General features: G+C 28.1%; 20 protein-coding genes, 1 pseudogene and 1 CRISPR repeat array. Of the genes and pseudogenes, 5 read left to right on the top strand and 16 right to left on the bottom strand.

Annotated elements, in window-relative coordinates:
• The gene (locus tag HMPREF2782_RS06070; RefSeq protein WP_070641578.1) at positions 1-672 is read left to right on the top strand and encodes a hypothetical protein; all 672 of its coding nucleotides are present in this window, start codon (positions 1-3) and stop codon (positions 670-672) included.
• Between the two features lie 40 nt (positions 673-712).
• Here HMPREF2782_RS06070 and HMPREF2782_RS06065 read toward each other — a convergent pair whose 3' ends face one another.
• The 9 genes from HMPREF2782_RS06065 to HMPREF2782_RS06025 form a co-directional block, all read right to left on the bottom strand.
• Positions 713-1594, bottom strand: coding sequence for a radical SAM protein (locus HMPREF2782_RS06065; RefSeq protein ID WP_070641576.1), 882 nt, complete (start codon positions 1592-1594; stop codon positions 713-715).
• A 4-nt stretch (positions 1595-1598) separates the two neighbouring features.
• Positions 1599-2609: a threonine aldolase family protein gene (locus tag HMPREF2782_RS06060; RefSeq protein ID WP_070641573.1), complete on the bottom strand. Its 1011-nt coding sequence runs from the start codon at positions 2607-2609 to the stop codon at positions 1599-1601.
• A 197-nt stretch (positions 2610-2806) separates the two neighbouring features.
• Positions 2807-4879, bottom strand: coding sequence for a heavy metal translocating P-type ATPase (locus tag HMPREF2782_RS06055; RefSeq protein ID WP_070641570.1), 2073 nt, complete (start codon positions 4877-4879; stop codon positions 2807-2809).
• 1 nt (position 4880) lies between these two features.
• The gene (locus HMPREF2782_RS06050) at positions 4881-5207 is read right to left on the bottom strand and encodes a DUF6110 family protein (protein WP_019118922.1); all 327 of its coding nucleotides are present in this window, start codon (positions 5205-5207) and stop codon (positions 4881-4883) included.
• A gap of 244 nt (positions 5208-5451) precedes the next feature.
• Complete coding sequence (locus tag HMPREF2782_RS06045) at positions 5452-5649, bottom strand: hypothetical protein (RefSeq protein ID WP_004839813.1); 198 nt, start codon at positions 5647-5649, stop codon at positions 5452-5454.
• A gap of 26 nt (positions 5650-5675) precedes the next feature.
• The gene (gene feoB, locus HMPREF2782_RS06040; protein ID WP_070641568.1) at positions 5676-7826 is read right to left on the bottom strand and encodes a ferrous iron transport protein B; all 2151 of its coding nucleotides are present in this window, start codon (positions 7824-7826) and stop codon (positions 5676-5678) included.
• Positions 7827-8051, bottom strand: coding sequence for a FeoA family protein (locus tag HMPREF2782_RS06035; protein WP_019118925.1), 225 nt, complete (start codon positions 8049-8051; stop codon positions 7827-7829).
• A gap of 2 nt (positions 8052-8053) precedes the next feature.
• Positions 8054-8272 (bottom strand): FeoA family protein, encoded by a 219-nt coding sequence (locus HMPREF2782_RS06030; protein WP_004839809.1) that lies wholly within the window; start codon positions 8270-8272, stop codon positions 8054-8056.
• Between the two features lie 506 nt (positions 8273-8778).
• Positions 8779-9645 carry a DegV family protein gene (locus HMPREF2782_RS06025; RefSeq protein ID WP_070641565.1) on the bottom strand — a complete coding sequence of 289 codons (867 nt, stop codon included), beginning with the start codon at positions 9643-9645 and terminating at the stop codon, positions 8779-8781.
• 251 nt (positions 9646-9896) lie between these two features.
• Here HMPREF2782_RS06025 and HMPREF2782_RS06020 point away from each other — a divergent pair, with 251 nt between their 5' ends.
• On the top strand, positions 9897-10943 hold the full coding sequence (locus tag HMPREF2782_RS06020) for an exonuclease/endonuclease/phosphatase family protein (protein ID WP_070641563.1): 1047 nt from the start codon (positions 9897-9899) through the stop codon (positions 10941-10943).
• 208 nt (positions 10944-11151) lie between these two features.
• On the opposite strand, the gene HMPREF2782_RS06015 is transcribed toward HMPREF2782_RS06020, so the two are convergent.
• From HMPREF2782_RS06015 to HMPREF2782_RS05990, 7 genes and pseudogenes are all read right to left on the bottom strand, one after another.
• Positions 11152-11664 (bottom strand): nitroreductase family protein, encoded by a 513-nt coding sequence (locus HMPREF2782_RS06015; protein WP_070641561.1) that lies wholly within the window; start codon positions 11662-11664, stop codon positions 11152-11154.
• Positions 11665-11737: 73 nt separating this feature from the next.
• Positions 11738-12301: a CRISPR direct-repeat array (repeat unit 30 nt; unit sequence ATTTCAATACATCTAATGTTAATAATCAAC).
• Between the two features lie 18 nt (positions 12302-12319).
• A pseudogene (locus HMPREF2782_RS09360) lies at positions 12320-12430 on the bottom strand (Dna2/Cas4 domain-containing protein); the annotation flags it as partial.
• Positions 12427-14949, bottom strand: a complete 2523-nt coding sequence (locus HMPREF2782_RS06010; RefSeq protein ID WP_070641559.1) for a CRISPR-associated helicase/endonuclease Cas3 — start codon at positions 14947-14949, stop codon at positions 12427-12429. The gene HMPREF2782_RS06010 and the pseudogene HMPREF2782_RS09360, both read right to left, overlap by 4 nt.
• Positions 14939-15676: a type I-B CRISPR-associated protein Cas5b gene (gene cas5b, locus HMPREF2782_RS06005; protein ID WP_070641558.1), complete on the bottom strand. Its 738-nt coding sequence runs from the start codon at positions 15674-15676 to the stop codon at positions 14939-14941. The genes HMPREF2782_RS06010 and cas5b overlap by 11 nt, the downstream gene beginning before the upstream one ends.
• A gap of 1 nt (position 15677) precedes the next feature.
• Positions 15678-16631, bottom strand: a complete 954-nt coding sequence (locus HMPREF2782_RS06000) for a type I CRISPR-associated protein Cas7 (protein WP_070641556.1) — start codon at positions 16629-16631, stop codon at positions 15678-15680.
• Complete coding sequence (locus HMPREF2782_RS05995) at positions 16618-18387, bottom strand: hypothetical protein (RefSeq protein WP_004839791.1); 1770 nt, start codon at positions 18385-18387, stop codon at positions 16618-16620. The genes HMPREF2782_RS06000 and HMPREF2782_RS05995 overlap by 14 nt, the downstream gene beginning before the upstream one ends.
• 11 nt (positions 18388-18398) lie before the next feature.
• Positions 18399-19085 carry a hypothetical protein gene (locus HMPREF2782_RS05990; protein ID WP_004839790.1) on the bottom strand — a complete coding sequence of 229 codons (687 nt, stop codon included), beginning with the start codon at positions 19083-19085 and terminating at the stop codon, positions 18399-18401.
• A gap of 467 nt (positions 19086-19552) precedes the next feature.
• On the opposite strand from HMPREF2782_RS05990, the gene panD reads away from it, so the two are divergent.
• Genes panD through HMPREF2782_RS05975 form a run of 3 tightly spaced genes read left to right on the top strand, consistent with a single transcriptional unit; the run spans position 19553 to position 21789 of the window.
• Positions 19553-19936: an aspartate 1-decarboxylase gene (panD, locus tag HMPREF2782_RS05985; protein ID WP_070641554.1), complete on the top strand. Its 384-nt coding sequence runs from the start codon at positions 19553-19555 to the stop codon at positions 19934-19936.
• 54 nt (positions 19937-19990) lie between these two features.
• On the top strand, positions 19991-20830 hold the full coding sequence (panC, locus tag HMPREF2782_RS05980; RefSeq protein ID WP_070641552.1) for a pantoate--beta-alanine ligase: 840 nt from the start codon (positions 19991-19993) through the stop codon (positions 20828-20830).
• 2 nt (positions 20831-20832) lie between these two features.
• Entirely contained in the window at positions 20833-21789 is a 957-nt protein-coding gene (locus HMPREF2782_RS05975; RefSeq protein WP_070641550.1) for a bile acid:sodium symporter family protein, read from the top strand.
• The last annotated feature ends 180 nt before the right edge of the window (positions 21790-21969 follow it).

The following is a 21969-nucleotide window of genomic DNA, read 5'->3' as shown; positions in this document are numbered from 1 at the left end:
ATGGCTAATCAAAATCAATATATTAAACCACCATCAAAAGATAATGATAAAGTTATTAATAATGATGATGACGAATATATAACACCACCTTCCAAAAAAGAAGCAGAATATGTAAAACCTCCAACAATTGAAGAAACTACCAATCAAAATGTGACTTACGATAATAAGTCTAAAGATGAATTTATTGACCCCTACAAAAATCCATCTTATTTTTCCACACCAAAAATGGGAATAAGATTTTATATAAATTCATATATAATAATTTCTTCAATTTTTATTATTGCTAGCTTTGATTATAGCTTTCTAAAAGGAATGCTTTATTTAGCGTATTTTTTATTAACAAATTATACTTATTCGTGGTATGCAGATTATAAAAGATATGTTGGTGGAAGATTTTCATCATTTTTCAATCCTTATGGAGCTGTAAATATGGCAAAAGCTTCAAGCAAATTTATGAACTATCACGAATCATCAACTAGCACAAATTGGCTTGGCGAAACAAAAACAATCTACAAAAGAGACATAGGATCTTCTTTACTATTATTTTTAGCTATACTAATATTTTCAGAGTTAATTAAATATTTAATAACACTTCCTTTGGCATTCATAACTTTGTTTTTTCACAAAAAAACAATAAGAAAATACAACGAGGCAGTTGATAATAACAAGTAAAAAATAGGTTGTTGCAAAAAATCTTGCAACAGCCTATTTTTTAAATTGCCCTGCCCTTATTTTTTGAATCTAGGATTTTTTCGTCTAGATTTTCTAGGGCGTCTTCTAATTTTTTTATCATTTTTTCTTTATTTCTCATGTGAGATGTTACTTTTACGAGATTTACTATGTGTCCTGATGAGTAGAGGACATTTCCCGGAACATCTAGATTTTTTAATAATTCTATTTGTTCTTCTAGGTTTTCTCTGTTACTTGTTTCTTTAAAATCTCCGTCTTCTCTCATTTTATATAATTTTGACCCTTTTTGGACGTCTGTACTCATTATAAAAATTCCTATTGGTGGATAGAGGTTTAAAAATTTTGCTGTTTCTCTTGCATTTTCTTTTGAATTTCCATTTCCTGCAACTCCTTGCATTACTATGGCGTTGTAGGTCATCCCTGCATATTTCATTTTCTCTATACCTTTTTTATAATCATCAAGGTCAGCTCCCTTATCAAGCCAGTCTAGGACTTTTTGATTTCCTGTTTCTACTCCAAACCAAAGTTCATTGTAGCCTTTTTCTCTTAAGAGTTTTAAATCTTCTTTGGTTTTATTTTTTAAATTATAAAAACTTGCGTAGGATGTTATGGTTTTTACTTCTGGGATATATTTGTGGATTAAATCGGCAATTTCTACTAATTTTTCTGTTGAAAGAACGAAAGGATCTCCGTTTAATAAATAAATTCTTTCGATTGGTCTTGGATAGGTCATGGAAATTTCTAAGATATCACTTTCTACATCTTTTATAAGAGAAATCCCAAAATTTGTCATATGATACATGGTACAAAAGGCGCACTTGTTGTGGGAACAGCCGTAAGTCACTTCCAAAAGTGGAGTATAGGCTTCAAGTGGTGGTCTATAAACTTGTCCTGTGTAATGCATAATACTAAATCCTTTCTAAAAATTCTTCGATTTCTTTTTCTTGGCTCTTGTAGGTTGTTACAAATCTTGCTACGAATTTATCTTCTCTTTTTTCTCCTACTTCAAAATAAGCAAATTTTTCCCATTTTTTTATATCTTTATCTGAAATTTCTACAAAAACTTGGTTTGATTCAAATTCATAGGCAAGTTTGTAGCCTTTTTCTTCAAAGCCTTTTGCCAATTTTTCTGCCATTTTGTAGGCTTTTTTTGCTCCTTTGATATACAAATCATCTTGGAAGAGTCTTTCAAACATAATTCCTGTAACAAAACCTTTGGCAAGCATAGCTCCTTTTTGTTTTTGCAAATTTCTGAAATTTTTCTTCAAATTATCATTTACAATTACAAGGGCTTCCCCGAACATAAGTCCGTTTTTTGTTCCTCCAAAATAAAAAATATCGCAAAGTTTGGTCAAATCTTTAAATTTTAGATCAGATTTTTCATTTGCCATGGCGTGTGCTAGTCTTGCCCCGTCCATAAATAAATATAAGTCGTGTTTTTTACAAAAATCGTAAATCTCTTCTAAATCTTTTTTACTATAAAGTGTTCCAACTTCTGTTGTGTTTGATATATAAACTTTTCTTGGAACTGTGTGGTGTTCGTTGGTAAAAGATTTATATTTTTCTTCCAATAATTTTTTTGTAATTTTCCCGTCATTTGTTGGAATTGTTTCGATTTTTATTCCACAAGCCTCAATTGCTCCAGCTTCTTGGTCTTCGATATGTCCACTTGTTGCAGCAATTATTGATTCTTGTGCCACCATTCCCACACTTGCCCCAAGAATATTTGCTCCTGTTCCCCCGTGGATAAAATATATATCAACATTTTCATCTTCTAATTTTTCTTTAATCAATTTCTCAGCATTTTTGCTGTGGCGATCAACCCCATATCCTGGATTTACTTGGTCAATATTTTCTTTTATAGCATCTAAAATTTCTGGATAACAAATATCTGAATAGTCATTTCTAAAATTAATCATAAATTCTCCTTACAAAAACGATTTTCTTATTCTATCATACATTTTTCATAAGTTTTTTCCATTTTAAAATTTACAACCATCACTTTGTTAGTCGAATTTAATTCCTAGGATTTCTTTACTTTTAATATTTTTAAAATTTTATTTACTAATTGATTAAATTTTCCCAAAGAAAAAACCAAAGCTTTAAACTTTGGTTTTTAAAATTTATATTTTTTCATATTTTCACTTGCTATAGCTACAGTGGAAATATTGTGTAAAAGTGCTGATTGAGTATTTGTTATAAACGATGTCAAACCTAATGCTATCAATAAACTATTAAAGGCAATTATTTTTTCATAATCATTTTTTACTCTCTTATCTACACTTCTTGAAAGTTTTACAAGATCAACTAATTCTTTGAGCGAATCTGTTTTTATTGAAACGTCAGAGATTTCTTTGGCAAGATCTGCACCTTTTGACATAGAAATTCCCACGTCTGCCCTTGATAGGGCAATTGAATCGTTTACTCCATCTCCTATCATTATAATTTTTCTTCCCATTTGTTTCATTTTTCTTACATAATTTTCTTTGTCCTCTGGAAGAACTTGGGATTTATAAAAATCTAAATCAAGTTTTTTGCTTACAGCTCTAGCAGAATTTTCATTATCTCCTGTAAGCATAGCAATATGAGTAAAACCTAAATCTCTCAAAGCCATCACTGTCTTTTTTGCATCTTCTCTAATTGGATCATCAATACACAAAACCGCCATCAATTTATTGTCATAAGCCATAAACAAAAGAGAATATTCTTCTTTTAATGAATTTATCAAATCTCCTTGTTGGGAATTAATTTTTATTCCTTCGTCTTCAAGAATAAAATGTTCGCTTCCTATGAGAGCTGTTTTTCCATTTATTTTTGATTTTATACCATGAGCCATTATATATTCTGGCTTTGAATGCATTTCTTCGTGGCAAAGATTTTTTTCCACAGCTTTTTTCACAACAGCTCTTGCTATTGAATGAGGAAAATGTTCCTCAAGGCAAGCAGCTATTCTTAAAGCCTCATCCTCATCGATATCAAAGGCAATTACTTTTTTGACTTCTGGCTGGGACTTGGTTAATGTTCCAGTTTTATCAAAAATAATTGTGTCAGCTTTAGCTATGCTTTCAAAATATTTTCCACCTTTTACCAAAATATTTTCTTCTCCAGCCTGACTTATAGCCTTCATATATGCAATTGGAATTGTAAGTTTTAAGGCACAAGAATAATCCACCATCAAAAATGATTTTGCTTTTATGAAATTTCTTGTAAATAAATATGTTAATCCTGCCCCAATAAAAGAATATTTTACCAAAGAATCAGCCATAGACTCTGCTTTTAATTGAGCAAGAGATTTATTTTTTTCACTATCTTCAATAAGTTTTATTATGTGATTTAATCTAGAATCTCCATATTTTTTATTAGTTTTTACTAAAAGCTCTCCTTCTTCAAGAACAGTCCCTGCAAAAACAGTAGAATTTTCATTTTTTTCAACAGCTTTTGCCTCTCCAGTAAATGAAGCCTCATTTACCATGGCAAAGCCCTCAACAACTTCTCCATCCACAGGAATTTTACTTCCCATAGAAATATAAATTAAATCTCCGATTTCTACATCTTTTAGATTTTTGATTATTTTTTGATTTCCATCTTTTACAAAAACTTTATCAACATTTAAAGCAAGCGAAGATTTCAAATTAAGTCTTGATTTTTTTAAGGTATAATCTTCAAGCTCTTCTCCCAATGATAAAAGAGCCATTATGCTAGCAGCATCCCCAAATTTTCCTGTAATTATAGAAATTGTAATTGCACTTGCATCCAAAACTGCCACATCTATTTTTTTATTTTTTATAGATTTTAAGCCTTCCTTTACAAAAGGATAAGCTCTCAAAAGTGTAAAAAATGGTCTAATACTGATAGGCATAAGATAACCAAATACAATTCTCTTGTATGCTGAATTTCTTAATATATGAAAAATTGATTTATCAACTTGAGGAATAAAATCCGCATCTTCAATATCAAAATCATCCAAAGATTTAAGATCAAAGTCTAGGATAAATCTTGCAATATTTCCTATCAAATCTTCTTCATAATTTACAATAATAGATTTTGATATATAAGAAATTTCACAAGATTTCACGCCCTTTACTTGTTCAATTTTGTACTTTAATTTATTGACGTTAGATTTTTTTAGATAATCCTCGTAAATAAACCTACTTCTTCCAAAAGTTCTCGCCTTTATGGCCGCTCTCATCCTAGTCCTCTTTAATTTCTTTTATTATTTCTTCCTTAACTTCTTCTTTAGCTTCTGAAGCAACATTTTCTATATCAAGCTTATCTTTTGCTTCAGCTTCAAGTCTTTCTTCAATTTCATTTTTAATTTTTGCTTCAGCCACTATATCATCAGTTGTAACTTTTATATTTTCTACAGTTTTATCAACAGCACTTTTTGCTTTCAATCCTTGTTGGACTGTAGCTACAGCAGCTTTTTTTGCTAATTTTGATGTAAGAACCTTTCCTCCAATAGCTCCCGCTATTACTCCAATACCTGTACTTATAATTTTTTTGTTTACTTTAATCATCTTTTCCTCCTATTTTTTTTATTGAAATAATTATAACCGCTTTAATTATTTTTTGCAAATTTTTTTAGCTTTATTTTAAATTTTGCTAATAAAAATCTTTATCATTTGTAATGATTTTTTATATCAGCAAAATTTATCGCAAATTATTTTATATTTTTAAAAAAGAGCTTTTGCAAATACATCCCTTATGGAAATAATCAATTTACAAAAGCCTTTCTTAATTAAGAATTATTTTAAAATTAAATCAGTCACAATATGGACATGATTTAGATTTTTCTTTATTTTTTTCTTTTTTACTTTGACACTTTCCACTATTGCAAGAAGTTTTTTGAGCACAGTCTTTGCAACCAAAATTTGAGCCTTCTTTTATAAATCTAGTATAGATTATATAAGAGCAAGTTCCCAAAATTATTATCAAAAGTATCCAAGATTGTATATTCATAAAACCATCCCTTCATAATGATTTTTTTATTTTCTTGCAAAATTTAATTTGTAAGATCTTTTTTCTTCTTTGTATTTTACAGGTCTAAAAATCAAATACAAAACACCTATCAACACTATTATTGCAAGTATTGTCATAAATGAAAATTCTTTATATACAAAGAAATTTGCTAAATGATAGAAAATAAATGCAATCGCATAGGCAAATGCCATTTGGTATCCTATAGCAATAAGTGTCCATCTATTATTATTCATTTCTGTTTTTATAGCTCCAACTGCTGCAAAACATGGCATACAAAGCATATTGAAAAGCAAGAATGAGTATCCAGCAACTGGTGTTCCTATTGCTTGGTTGAAAGCTGTAATTAATTGTCTATTTGTTTCATCAAGATCTGCTCCAATTCCAAGAACAACTCCCATTGTTGAAACTACATTTTCTTTTGCAACAAATCCTGTAATTGTTGCTACTGCTGATTGCCATTGTCCAAATCCTAATGGTTTAAATAAAACCGCCAAATATCCACCTAAAACTGCAAGCATTGAGTTTTCTGATTCAGCTTCTACCAATTTAAATGAGAAGTCAAAGTTTGATAAGAACCAAATAATTATTGATGAAACTAAAATTATTGTTCCAGCTCTTTTTACAAAGCTCATTCCTTTATTAAATACATCTCTTAAAACTGAAGTAACTCTTGGTGCATGATAAGGTGGAAGTTCCATAACAAATGGAGCTGGCTCTGATGCAAATTCTTTAAATTTCTTTAAAATAATTCCAGAAATTATTACAGAAACTATTCCAATTATATAAAATGAAAATGTAACTAGGGCTTGGTTTTCTTTGAAAAATGCTCCAGCGATTAAAGCTATTACAGGAAGTTTTGCAGAACATGGCATAAAAGATGTAGTTATAATTGTAATTCTTCTATCTCTTTCATTTTCTATTGTTCTTGATGATTGGATTCCTGGAACTGAACAACCTGTTCCAATCATTACTGGTATAAATGATTTTCCAGAAAGTCCAAATTTTCTAAATACCCTATCCATTACAAAGGCAACTCTTGCCATGTATCCTATATCTTCAAGAATTGAAAGTAGGGCAAACAATACTAGCATTTGTGGTAAAAATCCAAGTACAGCTCCAACTCCTGCTATAATTCCGTCAGTTACAAGTCCTACTAAAACATCATTAATTCCTATATTTGTTAGAAAATCTGCAACGGCAGGTGTCATTGTATCTTCAAAAAATCCATTTACGGCATCTGTTGCCCCAGTTCCTAAAGTTGAAATTGCTATATAATAAATAACAAACATTACAAGGGCAAAAATTGGAAGTCCCAAAATCCTATTTGTAACTATTTTATCGATTTTGTCAGTTGTTGAAAGTTTTGGAGGAGCTTTCTTTAAAACTTTTTCTCCAACTTCTCCAAGAGCTTCATATCTTTCTGTAGTTATAATTCCCTCAGCAACATCATCTTCTTTTTTCTCAAAATCTTCTCTTAAAGTCTTTATATTTTCTTTTTGGCTAGTTGATAAAGAAATATTTTCAAACATATCTTCATCATTTTCAAAAGCCTTTATTGATAAATATCTTTCTAATTTAGAATCAACAGAATCTGAAATTTCACTAGAAATTTTTTCTAAAACTTCTTCTAGCTCTCCAGAATATATCAATGGCTTAGGTAAAGATAATTTATTTTGTGATTTTACAATTTTTTCTATTAAATCTTTTGTTCCTTTTTTCTTACTAGCAACAATTTCTACAACTGGGCAGCCAAGAATTTCAGAAAGATTATCTTTATCAATAACATCGCCGTTTGATTTAACAATATCCATCATATTCAAAGCTATTATTGTTGGAATACCAAGTTCAATAAGCTGACTTGTAAGATAAAGATTTCTAATCAAATTTGAACCATCAACTAAATTTACAATCAAATCTGGTTTTTGTTCAACCAAATATTCTCTTGAAACCACTTCTTCCATTGTATAAGGAGAAAGTGAATAAATTCCTGGCAAATCTTGGATAATAATATCCTTGTGCCCTTTTAATTTTCCTTCTTTTTTATCAACCGTAACCCCTGGCCAGTTACCCACTCTTTGGCTTGAACCTGTAAGCTCATTAAAAAGAGTAGTTTTTCCTGAATTAGGATTTCCAGCTAAAGCAACTGTATAGGTCATCTATTCCTCCACTACTATATTTTTTGCATCTTCTTTTCTAAGAGTTAATTCATAACCACGCAAATTAACTTGGATAGGATCTCCCAATGGAGCAATTTTTCTTACATAAACTTCAGTTTTTTTTGTAAGACCCATATCCATAATTCTTCTTATGGTAGCTCCATCTCCCTTAATTTTTTTTATTATAGCAGTTTCTCCTACTGCTACATCTTTTAAAGTTTTCATTATTATATCTCCCTCACGTATATTCTTTTTGCTAAGTCTTTGTTAAGAGCATATTTGCTATTGTCAACCATAATAATGTAATTTACTCCATCAAAGAAAAATAATTTAACTTTTTTCCCCTTTACAAAACCTAAATTTGAAAGATGGGTTTTCATTTCATCATTTCCAGTTACTCTAATAACTTCTGCTTCTTGTCCATTATTTAATAAGGTTATTGGCATATATTCCTTCTTTCTATTTATTAATCTATTATTTTAAATAAATTTATTTATGGCTTATAATTATATGATTTTTCGTAATAATAGTCAATATCAGCAATCTCTAAAAAAAATAAATCCATCTAACCGAACCAGTGAAGTTTACTTAGTCATAATAATAGTATGTAAAATAATGATATATATTATCACTATCTTCATAAACAATTATACACCGAATAGTATGATATTGAATATCATTATATTGGTTTTATTTTTTGAGAACCTAAATATAAATAAAAAAATTTTGTTATTAAAAAAATTTTTATTTTCTCTACGCAAAAAAAATAAATAGAAATTTCAAATTTATTTTGTAAAATTTTGTGTGAAAATAAAACAAAAATATAATCAAAAACTTTTTAAAATTTTCCAAAAATAAAAAGCCCAGATGATTGGGCTTAGATTATTTACAAAGTATTAAAAATCACATAGCAAAATTTAATACGAAAATATTTTATTTCAAATTATTAAATCTAATTTATTGGAAAAATCGAACAGAAAATTACTCCATCTCCTAAGTGGGAGCCTATTACTGCTGTTACGTCTATTATTTTAAAATCTAGGGCATTTTCTATTTCCCTACTTAGTCCTTCTTTTAAAATTTCAATTTCTTCTCCACTATCTGCTCCGCCAATTATTATTTGATAATCCTTGTATTTTTTGCAAAGCTTTTTCAAATATTTAATCAATTCTTTGTATGATTTTTTCTTTCCCGTAACTTTTTTTATTAATTTTATTTCTCCATCTTCTATGCACAAAACCGGAGAAAATGAAATTAAATTTGCAAGCTTGGCTATAGTTTTTGGAAGTCTTCCGCCCCTAACCAAGGCATCCAAATTTTTTACAACCCCTGCCACATTGCAATATTTTAAATTATCCAGACTTTTTTTGTAAATTTCATCAAGTCCCATTCCGTCTTTCGCATAAATTGCAGCTTTTATTACAGGATAAATTGCAGCTATTGTGGCTGTATTTGTATCTATTATTTTAATTCTTGCATCTGGATTTTCTTCTACAAATTCCTCTTTCATCATATCCATCATTTGATAAATTCCAGAAAATTTCTTTGTAATTGAAAATATTACAAAATTTCTATATCCTTTTTGATATTCTTCTTCCAATAATTTTAAAAATTTCCCAGGAGATGGCATAGAAGTTGTAACTCTCTCCTTGCTTTCCTTATATTTTATAAAAAAATCTTCCCTACTTAACTCGTAAAGGTCGGTGTATGATTTGTCTTTGAAATTTATATTAAAAGGAAGTATTGAAATGTCATATTCCTTCGCCATGTCAAGGTCTATATTGCATCCCGAATCAGCTATAATTTTTACTTTTTCCATAATAACTCCATCAATTAAAGGCTCTTTATTTATATTATAAATATTTTTTGATACATAATCTTTCGTAAAGTAACTATACTTTTCTAGAAATTTAAAACAATCTTATTAACTTTATTTTACAAAGTAATTATAGAGATTTTATTTATTTCCCTATTTTAATTTTCTTTCCTTATATATAAGAAGAAAAAAGGGTATTTATATTATACAAATAACAAATAAGGAAAATTTCCCAAAAATTATAGAGGTGAAAAATGAAAAAAACATTAAAAATTATCTTTTCCATAATAGGAATAATTCTAATAGGAATTTTAATTCTCCTATCATATCTTTGGATAAAAGAGTACAGACCAGAAAAAATTGAAAATATAGAAATCCAAGGAAATGGCGATAAAAATCCAGAAATAGGAAAAAGTTATACGATAATGACTTGGAATATTGGATACGGCGGACTTGATAAAGACACAGATTTCTTTATGGACGGTGGAAAAATGGTCTTTCCAATAAACAAAAGCCATGTAGAAAAATCAATTAACCACATCATTAATTCAAGTCAAAAAATAAATGCCGACATAAAATTTTTCCAAGAAGTAGATATAAATTCAAAAAGAACCTATCACATTAACGAGTACGAAAAAATAAGAAAAAAACTTTTGGGAAACACGACTTTCGCCCTAAATTTTAAGGCATCCTTTATTCCATATCCAATCCCACCAATGGGAAAAGTAGAATCAGGAATAATGACTCAAACAAATTTTAAAATACAAAAATCAAAAAGGTACCAACAAGAAACCCCTCACAAATTTCCATCAAGACTAGTAAACCTAAAAAGAGCCTTCAACCCTTCATATATTGACATAAAAAATTCCGACAAGAAATTAGTAATAGTAAACGTCCACCTAGACGCCTACGAAAAAGGAAACAACGGAAGAATTGCACAAACAAAAGAAATAATAAATTTCGTAAACAAAGAATACAAAAAAGGAAACTATGTGATAGTAGGCGGAGATTTTAACCAAGAGCTAACAGGAAATTACAAAGAATTGCCAGAAGGAATTTGGAATCCAAAAATTTTGCCAAAAGAATTGCTAACAGAAAATATAAAACTCTACTACGACAAAAACGCTAAAACATCAGTAGTAAACGACAAACCATACACAGGAAAAGACGCCTATCTTTCAACCATAGACGGATTTATGGCAACAGATAATATAAAAATAAAAACAATAAAAACCCAAGAAAAAGAAAATTTCCAATACTCCGACCACAATCCAGTTGTGATGGAATTTGTTTTGAAATAAAATTTAAAAGTTAATATCAAATAAAATATAAAAAAGTGCTTTTGTAAAATGAAATTTATTTCATATATTGCAAAAGCGCTTTTTCATTAAATATAATAAATAACACTAAAATTCAAAAATAATTTAGCTAATATCTCAAAATCAATAGCAAAAATAAAATAAAGATACAGAATATCAAATATTCCGTATCTTTACTAAACCCATTATCCTAAATAAATTTTACAGTTTCATCAATATTTTTACGCTTAAAATGATTTTCTAAAGGCTTAACTCCATCATTCGCATAGCCCAAATCAATCATTGCAACAATTTTTTCATTTTTAGGCAAAGAAAATTCTTCGCTAGCCTTATCAGGATCAAAAAGATTTACCCAGCAAGAATCAACACCAAGGCTTGCAGCTGCCAAGACCATGTGACTTGCAACAATCGTAGCATCTTCAACACCAGTATTATATTTTCCTCCCGGATAAACAAAAGCCTCATTCTCATCAAAAGCCACAAGCAAAACAAGAGGAGCCTTATACCTACAAGGAGTAAGCTCATCAATTTTTATAAGAGCATCCTTTGATCTTGCAACGTAAATTCTTTGAATCTGATTGTTCTTAGCAGTAGGCGCAAGCCTTCCAGCTTCAAGAATAATATCAAGCTTCTCCTTTTCAACTTTTTTATCACTAAAATTTTTACAAGAATAACGATTCTTCACAAGTTCAATAAAATTCATAATATCTCCTTTAATAAAATTTCAAGTAATATACAATGTCATATATTTAATTAAACTATATAGTGAAAAGTTCACTTCAATATATCATATGTTATTAATCAACTATGATTCATAAAATTGGAGTTTATCATATGGACTAATTTCAATACATCTAATGTTACTATTCAACATCTCTTCCTCGTAAATTTCCATTTTCTTTGCCTTTATTTCAATACATCTAATGTTACTATTCAACTTAAATGCTTTTAAAATATTTAATTTATATTCTTCATTTCAATACATCTAATGTTAATAATCAACACATCTCCATCATCCCATTGCCAAATATCTCCCCATATTTCAATACATCTAATGTTAATAATCAACATAGAACCCGTTTGAGTAGAAGCTGGCGTTGGGGGATACGTATATTTCAATACATCTAATGTTAATAATCAACTGAGTTTTTTTTCTGGATATGCAATTAAATTTGCATATTTCAATACATCTAATGTTAATAATCAACGATGAGTGTTGAACAAATGAGACCTCTTACCTTAAAATTTCAATACATCTAATGTTAATAATCAACAAGTTGTTTTCCCTCATCTCCTAATATTTTTAAAACATTTCAATACATCTAATGTTAATAATCAACGCTTTTATTTAAGTGAATTTCTTTTCCTATTTTTACAAGTTCACTGTTATCTTCGAAATTTAATTTGTTGGCAAACAAATAACACTGTCTTTTGCAATGAAAATAATAATTTATTATTGTTCCATTCATATTATGTCCTCAAATTCATCATTCTCATTTTTGTAGTTTAATCTTTCATTGTAAATATATTTTTCTCCATCTTCTATATAAACAAGATTTCCTATTATATCATTTGCTTTTCCAATATATTTTATAAAATCTCTTTTTGTAATTCTATAAAGAAAATCTGACATTTGGGCTTTATTTTCTGAAAGTTTTACCATCTTTTCACTATAATCCATATCTTTATTCTCAATAAGATTTGCGTATTGAGTCCAAATTTCAGATCCATTTATTTCTTTTCCATTTATCCTTAAATTTCTATTTAAAAATAATTCTATCATTTGCCTATTATCATCAATTAATTCCATGTGTTTTGATATTTTTTCAAAATTTAATTTAATAAGGTCTTTTTCAAAATTTATATAGGCATATTCATCCCTATCATTTTTTGCTTTTTGTAATTTTAGGGCAAAATATCTAGAGAAATCTTTAGTTTCAAGATCTTTTCTCCTATCCTTATTTCTTAGAGTCAATATATCTTGGGCATTTTTATAAATTTTCTTTTCATCTGCCATATCAAAAAAATATGCAACTGCATCCTTTTTACTTGCCGCTCTTCCAATTCTTCCCAAAAATTGTTCTTCATTTTCAAGCATAGATATATCTTTGTAACCAATATCCATGTCAATATCAACTCCTGCTTCTACAACTTGGCTTGCAATTAATATGGTTTTTTTAATAACTTCTCCACTTATTTGTCCGATAACTTGAGCCTTTCTTCTCAAATTATCATCTCCTGTTAAAATCAAAATATTATATTTTTCAAAAAATTCTTCCTCATTTAAGATTTTAAAGAAATTTTCTGCGTCTTTTTTTCTAATAAATTCTACCAATATTTTTTGGTGGTTTCCTATATTTTCTTCCATGTGCTTTAAAAGATGATTATAGTCAATTTTTCCCAAATATAGCAAATCATAGTTTATTTTGACCCTATTTTTAAATAAAGGCTCATTAAACATTTCTCTAGGATTTTTAATTAATTTTCCTATATTTTTCTTTTTATCATCATTTAATAAAGCTGACAAGTCAGGAAGAGTTGCTGACATAATAATTATTTTTAGATTAAAAATCTTGGCATAAATTTCTAACATTTCTATAATTTCATTCCACAAATCTTCCCTGTAAGCTTGGATTTCATCTAAAACAATTACAGAATTTGTAAGTTGATAAAGGCCGAAGATATTTTTTCTTTTATTTGAAAAAAGCGTATTAAAAAGCCCTACATTAGATGTGATTATAAAGGGAGAATGAAGAAACTGTCTATCTAAGAGAGATTTTATATAATAATCCCAATCTTTCATAAAATCATCATCTTGGACTTTTCCAATTGGAGTTATTGAATTTATAATAGAAATTTTTTCTTCTATGCTGGTTTTTTTATAGTATTTTAAAAGAGTATTTTTGTTCTGTTCCACCAAGGTGTTAAAGGGATAGGCGTATATTATTTTATTAATCTGAGCATTTAATAATTTGAAAGATAAATTCATAGCAGTATTAGATTTGCCAGAACCTGTGGGAGCTTCTAAGAAAAATATATTCTTATCTTTTTCTTCTTCTAAATTTTTTTCTGCATTTAGAAAAATTTTCGTCCTTAGATCATTTATATTTTCTTTTTTCTCATAAGATTTATCCTTTTCGCTTTTTCTAATACTTTTTATGAGTTTTGAATTATTGTATATCTTTATGAGGTCGTTTTGATTTATTTGAGGAAGATTTGTCTTATATCCATTCATATAATCAGTTGTAGCATAAAAATCAGATGCAACTAAAATAGAATATACAAGTCTTGTGTAAATATATATTTCTTTGGATTTTGATTTTTTGAAATCTGTATAAGAGAAGTCCATATCAAAATCATAGACCAGATCCATAATTTCATTAGATATTTCTTCAAAATCATCAAAAAATTCTTCCTTTATATTCTTATCTTTCCTTAAATATTTTAAAGTTTTATAAAATTTACTTCTTTCATCAATAAATAAATCAAAAAAATTATGGATTGAATATGAAAAGTCTGATAAATCACTATGATGTCTTGAAATTACAAAAGCATTTAAAAAAATAAGATAATAAAATTTTTCTTTTAATTCATCATCAATTTTTAAATTTCTAATTTTTCCTACACAAATATAGACATAAATAAATGATGAAAGTATAGAATGTTGACCTTCTATCCCCAAATCTGTAAGGTCTATTTCAAAGTTTTTTAATTTATTTCTTTGAAACCTAGAATTTATCTTTCCTAAATCATGAAACAAAATTACTGAATCTATCAAATCTTTAAAATAAGTATATCCATCTTTTTCATCAAAAATACTTAGGAAAAATCTTTCAAAGACTTTTCCCAAGTTTTTTTCCTCTATAATTTTTTCATAATATTTAAAAGTTTTATTTATGTGATCTTGTAATTTTTCTTTACTATCTCCAACTCCATCAATATGAGCTAGATAATTATCAGAATTTTTAACTATAAAATCAAGTTTCATAAATTCCTTCTTCGCTGTAAAAAGCAAGTTTTAAATTATTATCTAAATCTTTAAATATGACAGTTTTATCTAATTTTTTTCTAACTTCTCCATTGCTCGCCAAGGTTTTTTTTCTTATATATCTTTCAGTGTTTTCTTCTAGGAAAAATGGAAGATTTTCTTCATATTTATAAATCTTACTTTTTAACCTAAGTTTAAAATCTTCAGCTAAAAATAAAGAATCTATAATATTTTCATCACTTTTTTCTAAATCTACTATTTTGCAATCATTAATATTTGCCATGTGATCATTTGTTCCAAGATAAGGAGTAAAAATTGTTTTTTTATTTAAAATAAATTCTTTTATCATTTCACTTTGGTCACTATCTAATAAAATATAAATTAACCATGAAGGATTTTCTAGCCAAACTTGTTTTACTATAAGATTCCCACCTTCTTCATTCGATGCAAAGGCTGTGGAGTTATTAAATATTTGCAACTTCTTATCAAAAATCCCATCATTTCCCTCTGAAACTATAGAAATTTTAAGGTCTTTTAATTTTTTATAAAATTCAGGATGTTTTTCCCTATCTTTCTCATTGTAGCCCTTATATCCAAGAATTGCTCCCAAAAGTCCAAGAAGGGCGACTCTATGAATTTGACCGTAAGTATAATATAGATAAGTATTTACATCTGGCTGTTTGAAAAAACCTGTTTTACCACTTAATCTAAATCTCAAAGCTTTCATATTAAGCCTCGATTTTTTCTCTTGTGTAAATATTATAAATTTCTATATTATCTGGAAAATCAACCAAGTCTATTTTTTCATTGTCATAATAAATTTGAATTTTTTCTATATCATCTCTTTCTTCTAGAATAGTTTTTCCTGTAAAAATTATCTTATCTTTTGAGTTTTCTTCAGAATTTTTTTCAAATTCAATGTAATTTGCAAGGCTTGGAAGATAAGTATCTAATTTTGTTTCAACAAACATAGAAAATTCATTATTTGCTCCTTCTTTTGAGTTTGTAGCATAGGAAGATGCAGAATCAATTGCTGCTAATTTGAATTTTTCATAATCTTTTTCGCTATAGCCCTCTGTTACTCCTAATTGTTTATAATCATCATAAGCCTTTGGATTTATTACAAAAGAATAAAAATAATGAGCTTCATCTGATACAATTTTATTTCCCAAAGTAGAATTTTGAGCATCCTCTCCTGATTTACTTTTTTCTTTAGCATTAGGATCTCTAAAAGGAGATAAAATTTGTTGAACTTGAGCTTTACTGTCTTCATATTTGTTCATTCCTTGGGAAATTTGCACAGCTCCAGTTATAGAAATATTATTTCCTTTTTCTGCAAAGGTAGCTCCAAAATTTTTTACATCTGTTGCAGAAAATAAGTTAGTCAAAATTTTTTCTGATTCACCAGATTTTATTTCTGTATCAAAAACTTGTTCATATCTTTCCTTTAAAGTTCTAGGCATCAAGTTTCCTTTATCACCTATAGTATAACTTTTTATATAAATTACTTTTTCGCCTTCTTCTAGCCATTTTTTCTTCATAGTATATTTCAAGGCTTTATCTGATCCAAAAATTTCACCAGATGGTAAAGATTTTGGAAATCCTGAGAAATCCGCATTCCAATTTGCCATTTTTGATCCTATACCAATAATCCCATAAACTCTTTTGTTAAGCTCTGTCATTTTCTTCTCCTTCACTTAGTTTTTTTCCATAAAGATATGATTCTTCTAAAAATCCTGCCATTATCCACTTATCATCAGCCTTTTCCTTTTCAAATTCATAAACAAGAATTTGGCTTACTGCCCTGTTAAATCTTACATCTTTAGTGCTAATATTGTGGGCATAAGTTACAAGCAAATGTTTTAAATTTTCGATTATCTTAGAAGTTTTTTGTTCATCCAAGAAATTTCTAATAAAGGTTAAATTTTTATCGCCAATCTTTGAATGATTAAGCAATTTTCTCAAAACTTGTCCTAAGGCAAACAAAATTTCTTCATCACCTTCAAGAGAAATATCGCCTGCCGATTCTAATTTTCTTTTCATTTTTTCTTGAAAATCCATATAATTTTCCTCCTTTTTTTCAAAATATTCTTTCAAAGATAAATAATAATTAAATTGGGTTATAGCCTTTGTATTATAATCATTTGTAAGAGAATATTTGATAGAATCTTTCAAGAGTCTATCTAAAATCTTTAAAACTTCTTTATTCTTATTATTTATTATTGCAAATTCCAGACTTTTCCCATAGTTTAAAATTATCATTTTGAAATTTAACTCTTTTATATTTAAATTCTCCAAATTATACTTATTTCTTTGGTAATAATTATAGAAAAAAACCGAATCTATTTTATTTAAAAGTGTATTTTTTTCAGTAACAAGACCGTATTTTTCTTCTCTTTTAGAAATATCCTCAGCTTTAACATTTTCAGGTAAATATTCTTCAATATATTGGTTAATTTTAATTTCTATATCATCAAAATCTTTTGAATAAATATTATAATCTAAGATAGCCGCCTCATTTTTTTCAGGATACAAAAACAATTCAAAACCTATAAAATTTTTATTTTTTTCAAAACTTATTTCTTTATTTCCTGTATTAAAATATATTTTATTATTTCCTCTTTTTACAGATGATGAAAGATAGGAAAAAAATAAATTTTGTAACTTTGCCATATCTGCACTTATTAAATAAGGTTGTTTTACCTTTCTAGATAAATTTTCTAAATAAGGCTTTTTATCATTTATTCCTAAATTATCATCAGAAACACCAAAAGTTTTTCCATTAACTTCTATATTATATTTATTCTTATTAAATAAATTGGTAAGTAAATACCTATCTTGCTCTCTTTGATAGGATTTTTTTGTTTTTTCTTCATCTTCATAGACAAAAAATATTTTGAAATAATCTTTTGAGCTTGTATCAATATCAAATAATTCTTTCTTATCAATATTTTCAATAAGCCACTTCTCGATTTTTTCTACTTCTTCTAAATTTACAGATCCTAATTTTTCTTCATTTTCCAAATAAAGATTTTTTGCTCTTTTATCCTTATATTTTTTAATAGGATTTTTTAAAACCGAAAAATATCTTTCTATCGCATCTTTATTAATCTTATCTTCACAAGAATTTTCTTTGAAGAAAAAACTATAATAATTAGAACTATGGATCGCTTTTTTATTGTCTATGCTTTTGTTCATGTTTAAGAGATTGGAATTAAAATCCAAATCTCTAATAAAAGAATAATTTAATGGTTGATTTTCGATTTTCTTTTCTTTTTTGTCATATTTAATTTTAAAACTTGGACTTACTTCCCAAGGACTTTTTTCTTTCATAGTAACAAGATAATATTTACCATCTTTGGGAATATATCCTCTCAAAACCATATCAGGATCCTCGTCCAAATTTTTCTTAAAGATTTCCAAACATTCTTCTAGCACATAATCACCTCCTAAATTAAATATTTATATCCCAAAAATCCTGCTCCATAAGCTGCATTTTCGCTAAATGTCACAGCAAGTGCAAAATAGGCTAAGTCTTGGCTTCTTTTATCCATATTGATTTCCAGCTCAAGCTTATCGCCCAAAAGTCTTATATTTTTAAATTTAAAAGCGATTGGTCCTTCATTTAAAAATTTAAGGCTTGTATAAAATTTTCCCTCTTCTACATTTTCATCAATAAAAAATTTATATTTTTTAATTAAATTATCTGTGAATCTCTTTTCAAATTCTTCTAAGGTCAACTTTTCCTTCCAATATCCAAAATCATTTTTTATTATTATAGGATTTAAGGTAAATAATTTTGAAATCGGTGATTTTGGAATTATCCTAACATCAACAGTTAAGTTTTTGAAAACCTTGTCCTTGTAATCAGAAAAACCATTTAACATATAATTTACAAATTCTTCATCAACCGACCTAATTCTGTACTGATAAACCATATTTTTTTTGTAGAACTTTTTTATTGGATATAGATTATCATGGCAATAGGATTTATAATTTTTAGATTCGTGAATATCTAAAAATTTTTCATTTTCTGACAAATAAGAAATTATTGCCTTAGAAATAAATCCCAAAGAATCTGATGAATCAATATCTTCTAATAAAAATGTTCTAATTTTCAATTCGTACACATTCATTTTCTCATCTCCTTTCTATAATTATAATATTTTAATTATTAGTTGATTATATTTTTATAATATCATCTTTGAAAATTTTGTCAAATTTATTTCACATCTTATGTTAATAATCAGTCCAATATTTTAATTTTTAGTATTTCAATACTTATCAAGTTACTAATTAAATATATAAATACTCTACCTCTTATGAAAATTTTAACCACAAGTTCATTATTGTTTTAAAAAGTTTATATTATTTTCAAAAAAATTTCTCCCCACACATTGTTAATTTTATATTAATGATTTATAATACCCCTAGAGATAGTATTTAAGTTTTAAAACTATACTCTTTTACACCATTATATTTAAATTTTAAAAAATGAGCTTATATATTTAGTGAGACTCAAAATATTTTGTTACTTGTGCAAGGTTTTTGTCTGTTTATTAAATATAAACTGCTTTTACCTTGCTTTTTTTAAGGAGATTTTATGGAAATTGAAATGTTAAAAGGAAAAATTCATAGGGCTACTGTGACTCAGGCTGAACTTGACTATGTTGGTTCTATTACTGTTGATGAGGCTTTGCTCAATGCAGCTGGAATTAGAGAGTATCAGAAAGTGCAAGTAGTTAATATTAACAATGGAAATCGAATTGAAACTTATACGATTGCTGGCGAGAAAGACAGCGGTGTTATCTGTCTAAATGGAGCTGCTGCAAGACATTTTTCGCCTAATGATTTGGTTATTATAATGGCTTATGCCTCTTATAATGAAAAAGATTTGGAAAAATATAGTCCAAAGGTTGTTTTTGTTGATGATGAAAATAAAATAAAAAAAATTTCATCTTACGAAAAACACGGGAGATTATCATAAATAAATTTTAGTGGTGTATTAGGCTATCTCTAAATATTTTTAGAGGAGAAGAAAATGAAAGTTATCAAAAAAATTGATGAATTGAAAGATGTTTTGAAAGATTTTAAAAAAGAGGGCAAATCAATCGGCCTTGTTCCTACCATGGGATTTTTGCACAAGGGTCATGCAAGCCTAATTAAAAATGCTGTAGAAGAAAATGACATCGTAGTTGTTTCTGATTTTGTAAATCCAATCCAATTTGGACCAAATGAGGATTTGGAGGCTTATCCTAGAGATATAAATGCTGACAGCAAATTGTGCGAAGACTTGGGAGCTGATTTTATTTTTAATCCTAAACCTTCAGAAATGTATCACGACAAAAAAGCTTTTGTTGATATTGAAGGTCTTTCTGATAATTTGTGTGGAGCAAGAAGAGCTGGACATTTTAGGGGCGTTTGTACTGTTTGTACAAAATTATTTAATATTGTTGGACCTAATAGGGCATATTTTGGACAAAAAGACGCCCAACAACTTTCAATCATCAAAAAATTAGTTTTTGATTTAAATATTCCTGTTGAAATTGTTGCTTGCCCAATCGTAAGAGAAGACGACGGACTTGCTATGTCTTCAAGAAATACTTATCTTTCAGCTGACGAGAGAAAAGCTGCTCTTTGTCTTTCAAAGGCAATTTTTTATGGAGAAAAAATGGCAAAGGAAGGAGCAAGTGTAAAAGAAGTTTTGGAAAAAATGGAAGAAATAATTTCATCAGAAAAACTTGCAAAAATTGACTACATCCAAGCAGTTGACCTTGAAACAATAAAAGACGTGGACAATTTCAATAAAGATACCTTGGTAGCCATAGCAGTTTTCATTGGAAAAACTAGATTAATCGATAATTTTATTTATGAGGTATAAAGATGGAAAAATTTTCAAGAATTTCAGATAAAATAACTCAAAATATCGGTTTAATTATTGTAATATTTTCTGTTGTAGCCTATTTTGTCCCAGATTATTTTTCTTGGATGACAAATTACACCACAATTTTTCTTGCCCTAGCAATGTTTGGAATGGGAACTTCAATCGAAGCCGATGCTTTTAAGAAAATTTTAAAAAATCCTAAGGATATTTTCATAGGAGCCTTGGCACAATTTACAATTATGCCCTTACTTGCATGGATTTTAGCAGTAGGTTTTGATGTAAACAAAGATATTGCCTTGGGAATTATCCTTGTTGGATCATGCCCAGGCGGAACTGCATCAAATGTAATAACCCACATAGCTGGCGGAAATGTTTCAATGTCAGTTTCAATGACAATTTTATCAACCCTTCTTGCCCCAATAGTTACACCATTTTTGGTTTATCTTTTGGCAGGAAGATGGGTTGAAGTTTCAATTTTGGCAATGTTTAAATCAGTTGTTACAGTAGTTTTAATACCAGTTTTGATGGGAATTTTCGCAAAAAAATTAAGCCCAGAAAAAATGGAAAAATCAAAATCAATTTTCCCATTAATTTCATCTCTTGCAATTATTTTAATAATTTCAGGAATAATCGGAGCAAATGCAGAAAAAATTGCAAAATCTGGACTAATCGTTTTATTAATAGTAATGATTCACAATGCCTTGGGACTTTTATTGGGACTTGGCGTTTCCAAATTATTCAAAATGGATTACGACAAGCAAACAGCCCTTTCAATCGAAGTGGGAATGCAAAATTCCGGTCTTGCCATCCAACTTGCAACAGCAAATTTTGCCCTAAACCCACTAGCAACCCTACCAGGAGCAATATTTTCAATCTGGCACAATATTTCAGGTTCAATTTTCGCATCAATTAGAAGAAAAGATGTAAAAGAAATAGCTTTTGCTAGGGAAAAATAAATTTTAAATATTTAATTAAAAAAGATGAGGATCTTTGAAGTCCTCATCTTTTTTCTTTAATAAGGTAAACTAGAATCAAGCTATTAAAAATAAATATAGAAATTTACATCTATGATAAATTAATCTACTAATAAGATAATTCTATTTGAATACATGATTATTATTTTAATATGAGATCTT

Source organism: Anaerococcus sp. HMSC068A02 (assembly GCF_001811125.1).
Classification (GTDB): Bacteria; Bacillota; Clostridia; order Tissierellales; family Peptoniphilaceae; genus Anaerococcus; species Anaerococcus vaginalis_C.
Note: the sequence above shows the minus strand (reverse complement) of the source record. Positions and strands in the feature narration are given on the sequence as shown.